Source organism: Microbacterium sp. (assembly GCF_036277215.1).
Lineage (GTDB): Bacteria > Actinomycetota > Actinomycetes > Actinomycetales > Microbacteriaceae > Microbacterium.
On sequence record NZ_DASUNI010000180.1, the window covers coordinates 1 to 3,563 of the forward strand.

Below are 3,563 nucleotides of genomic sequence, written 5' to 3' on the forward strand. Positions count from 1 at the left end.
GTGCACGAGCGCTGCCGCGACGGCCGAGTCGACGCCGCCCGACAGCGCGCACAGCACGCGGCCCGTGCCGACCTGCGCGCGGATGCGGTCCACCTGCTCGGCGATGACGTTGCCGCTGTTCCAGTCGGCGGCGAGGCCTGCCGCCTTGTGGAGGAAGTTCTCGATGACCTGCTGACCGTGGTCGGTGTGCTTGACCTCGGGATGCCACTGCACGCCGTACATGCGACGCTCGTCGCTGCCGAACGCCGCGACCGGTGTGGCCGACGTCGACGCCAGCACATCGAAGCCGTCCGGAGCCTTCGAGACCTGGTCGCCGTGGCTCATCCACACGTTCTGCGCCGCCGGCTGACCGGCCAGGAGCACTCCGCCGTCGCCCGACAGCGCGGCATCCGTCGCCCCGTACTCACGCAGGCCGGTGTTCGCGACCTCGCCGCCCAGCGCCTGGGCCATCACCTGGAATCCGTAGCAGATCCCTAGCGTGGGGACGCCGAGGTCGAACACGCCGGAGTCGATCGACGGCGCGCCCGGCTCGTACACCGACGAGGGTCCTCCGGAGAGGATCAGCCCGACGGGGTTCTTGGCTGCGATCTCGGCGGCGGTGGCCGTGTGCGGCACGATCTCGCTGTAGACGCCGGCCTCGCGCACGCGGCGGGCGATCAGCTGCGCGTACTGCGCTCCGAAGTCGACGACCAGGACGGGTCGCTGGTCGGTCTCGGTCTGTTCGGTCACCGCTGATTCTCCGTCGGGATCGCCTCGGTCAAGGGCTGAGCGGCCGCCGCACGGTCGGTCTCTTCGCGGTTCTTCAGGTAGGAGCGCACGTCTCGCGCGACGCGCACCTCGAGGAAGAACGACAGGAGCGGGACGATGCCGCCGGAGGCCAGCAGCAGGAAGCGCCAGAACGGCCACCGCATGAGGCTCCATACGCGGAAGCAGGAGAAGAGGTACACGACGTAGAACCAGCCGTGCGCGACGAGGATGCCGAGCGAGAGGTTGAGGCCATCGCCGGTCGACTCGAGGCCTTCCGGGCCCTCCACGACCGGAGCGAACCAGAGGAATCCGCCTGATCCGCCGAGGAACAGCTCGTAGCCGAGCGCGTACTTCGCCAGCATCTCCGCGCACAGCAGCAGAAGCATGGTTCCGGTGATGACCGAGCAGATCTGGTAGAACTTCAGCGCCCCGCGGATGGCCGGGAAGGAGGCGAGTTTCGGGGCCACGGGCATGCATCCCAGTCTACCCGCGGGCGCAGCGGCGCTTCCGCGCCCCAGTCCGCGCCTCACCGGGTCCGCGCCGCCCGCCCGGTCCGTTGTCGCCGAGACTGCAACGGGACGGCCAGACTGCGGGTACAGCCCGCTGTCTCGACGTGCGGATGCAGTCTCGCGGACCCCGAGCCGGCTCAGGATGCCGCGGCCTCCCCATCCTCGAGCTCCTCGAGCTGGCGCTCCCACGCGTCGCGGGCGAGCCGGTACCAGAGGTAGAACGCGAAGCCGGCGAACACCGCCCACTCGATCGCGTAGAAGATGTTGAGCCAGTTGAGGTTCGACGACGTCGACGGCGCGGGTGAGGCGATGTCCACGAGCGGACCCTGAGCCACCTCCGCCGCCACGTACGGCCGGTACACGTCGAGCCCCTCCGTGTCGTGCCATCGCGAGAGCAGTGCGGCGGGAGACATGCGGGTCAGCGTCTGCGGGTCGGCGCCGCTCGGCGGCAGCACCGGGCCCTCGTCGGAGATGAGGCGGCCCGTGATGGCGAGCGGGGTTCCCGCGGCTTCCGGGGCCGATGCGTCCCGGTTCAGCTCATCCACGGCGGCCAGCGCATCGTCCTCGGTCGCTGCCCAGCCGAGGGCCACGGCGACCGAGACCGGCTGCGCGGTGTCGCCCGCGACGCGGAGCTGACCGGTCACCCAGTAGCCCTCGACGCCGTCGTTGAACCGCGACGACACGACGACGAAGTCATCGGGCACCCAGGTTCCGGTGACGGTGACGCGCTGTCCGACCAGCGGCTCGCTGAGGTATTCGCCGGGCGCCGCGACGTCGGCCAGCGGCAGGACCTCCTCGGTGGTTCCGGGCGGAGTCGCAGCGGTCGCGAGTGCGCGACCGAGCTGCCACTGCCCCAGCCACGCGAAGATGCCGGCCACGACGAGGCAGAGGGCCAGCAGCGCGATCCACCGGGGCCGGAGCATCACCTCGCGCAGCGTCGGCGGGAACACCTCGGGCAGAGCCGATTCTTCGGCTCCGGCGCCGGTCGCAGGATCCGGGGTCGTCATCCCGTGCTGTACGGAGCGACGACGACCTCGACCCGCTGGAACTCCTTGAGGTCGGAGTATCCGGTGGTGGCCATCGACTTGCGCAGCGCCCCGATCAGGTTGGCGGTGCCGTCGGCCACCGGCGCCGGGCCGTACAGCACCGACTCGAGGGTGGTCACCTGGTCGACGTTCACGCGCCGGCCACGCGGCAGTCGCGAGTGGTGCGACTCGGGTCCCCAGTGGTATCCGCGGCCCGGGGCATCCGTCGCGCGCGACAGTGCCACGCCGAGCATGACCGCGTCCGCGCCCATTGCGAGCGCCTTCACGATGTCACCCGAGGTGCCCACTCCCCCGTCCGCGATCACGTGGACGTAGCGGCCCCCGGACTCGTCGAGGTAGTCGCGGCGAGCGCCCGCGACATCCGATACGGCGGTGGCCATGGGTGCGTGGATGCCGAGCGTCGCGCGTGTGGTGGATGCCGCGCCTCCGCCGAATCCGACGAGGACGCCCGCCGCGCCAGTGCGCATCAGGTGCAGGGCCGCGGTGTACGTGGAGGCGCCGCCCACGATCACCGGCACGTCGAGGTCGTAGATGAACTTCTTGAGGTTGAGCGGGGTCTCCACGCTCGAGACGTGCTCGGCCGACACGGTGGTGCCGCGGATGACGAACAGGTCGACGCCGGCGGCCACGACCGTCTCGTACAGCTCCTGCGTGCGCTGCGGGGTGAGGGCGCCCGCCACCGTCACGCCGCCGGAGCGGATCTCGGCGAGCCGGTCGCGCACCAGCTCGGGCTTGATCGGCTCGGAGTACAGCTCCTGCATCCGGCTCGTGGCGTGCGCGTCGTCGAGCGAGGCGATCTCGACGAGGAGCGGCTCCGGGTCGTCGTAGCGCGTCCACAGACCCTCGAGGTCGAGGACGCCGAGCCCGCCGAGCTGGCCCAGCATGATCGCCGTGGTCGGGCTGACGACCGAGTCCATCGGAGCACCGAGGACCGGGATGGCGAACTGGTACGCGTCGATACTCCACGCGGTCGAGACATCCTCGGGGTTGCGGGTGCGCCGCGACGGGACGACGGCGATGTCGTCGAACGTGTAGGCGCGGCGCGCGCGCTTCGCGCGACCGATCTCGATCTCCATGCTCACGGCCTCAGCCTACCGGGGCGTGTCCGAGCGGCGGTTCGACGGGGTTCGGTCGTCGATGCTCACGCGCGTCGGAGAACCGCCGCTCCGTCGGAGGATTGCGCGCGCATCCTCCGACATTCGGGCGAGACTCCGACGACGTCCGAACACCAGACCCTCTGCTACCAGGGCTCGTCGACGCG

The 3,563-nt window shown here is 70.8% G+C and carries 4 protein-coding genes; all 4 read right to left on the minus strand.

The window, feature by feature from the left end; translation table 11 throughout:
* Positions 1–729 (minus strand): glutamine-hydrolyzing GMP synthase (guaA, locus tag VFX99_RS09260; protein ID WP_329666011.1); only part of this gene is annotated, 729 nt, incomplete at its 3' end.
* Positions 726–1,220 (minus strand): DUF3817 domain-containing protein, encoded by a 495-nt coding sequence (locus VFX99_RS09265; protein WP_329666012.1) that lies wholly within the window; start codon positions 1,218–1,220, stop codon positions 726–728. The genes guaA and VFX99_RS09265, both read right to left, overlap by 4 nt.
* A 173-nt stretch (positions 1,221–1,393) precedes the next feature.
* On the minus strand, positions 1,394–2,179 hold the full coding sequence (locus tag VFX99_RS09270; protein WP_329666013.1) for an SURF1 family protein: 786 nt from the start codon (positions 2,177–2,179) through the stop codon (positions 1,394–1,396).
* Positions 2,180–2,259: 80 nt separating this feature from the next.
* Positions 2,260–3,378 (minus strand): GuaB3 family IMP dehydrogenase-related protein, encoded by a 1,119-nt coding sequence (locus VFX99_RS09275; RefSeq protein ID WP_329666014.1) that lies wholly within the window; start codon positions 3,376–3,378, stop codon positions 2,260–2,262.
* Between the last annotated feature and the right edge of the window lie 185 nt (positions 3,379–3,563).

What these genes read in the sequence shown, in the direction of transcription:
- VFX99_RS09265 (WP_329666012.1), bottom strand. Translation starts at nt 1,220, where the DNA reads ATGCCCGTGGCCCCGAAACTCGCCTCCTTCCCGGCCATCCGCGGGGCG.
- VFX99_RS09270 (WP_329666013.1), bottom strand. Translation starts at nt 2,179, where the DNA reads ATGCTCCGGCCCCGGTGGATCGCGCTGCTGGCCCTCTGCCTCGTCGTG.
- VFX99_RS09275 (WP_329666014.1), bottom strand. Translation starts at nt 3,378, where the DNA reads ATGGAGATCGAGATCGGTCGCGCGAAGCGCGCGCGCCGCGCCTACACG.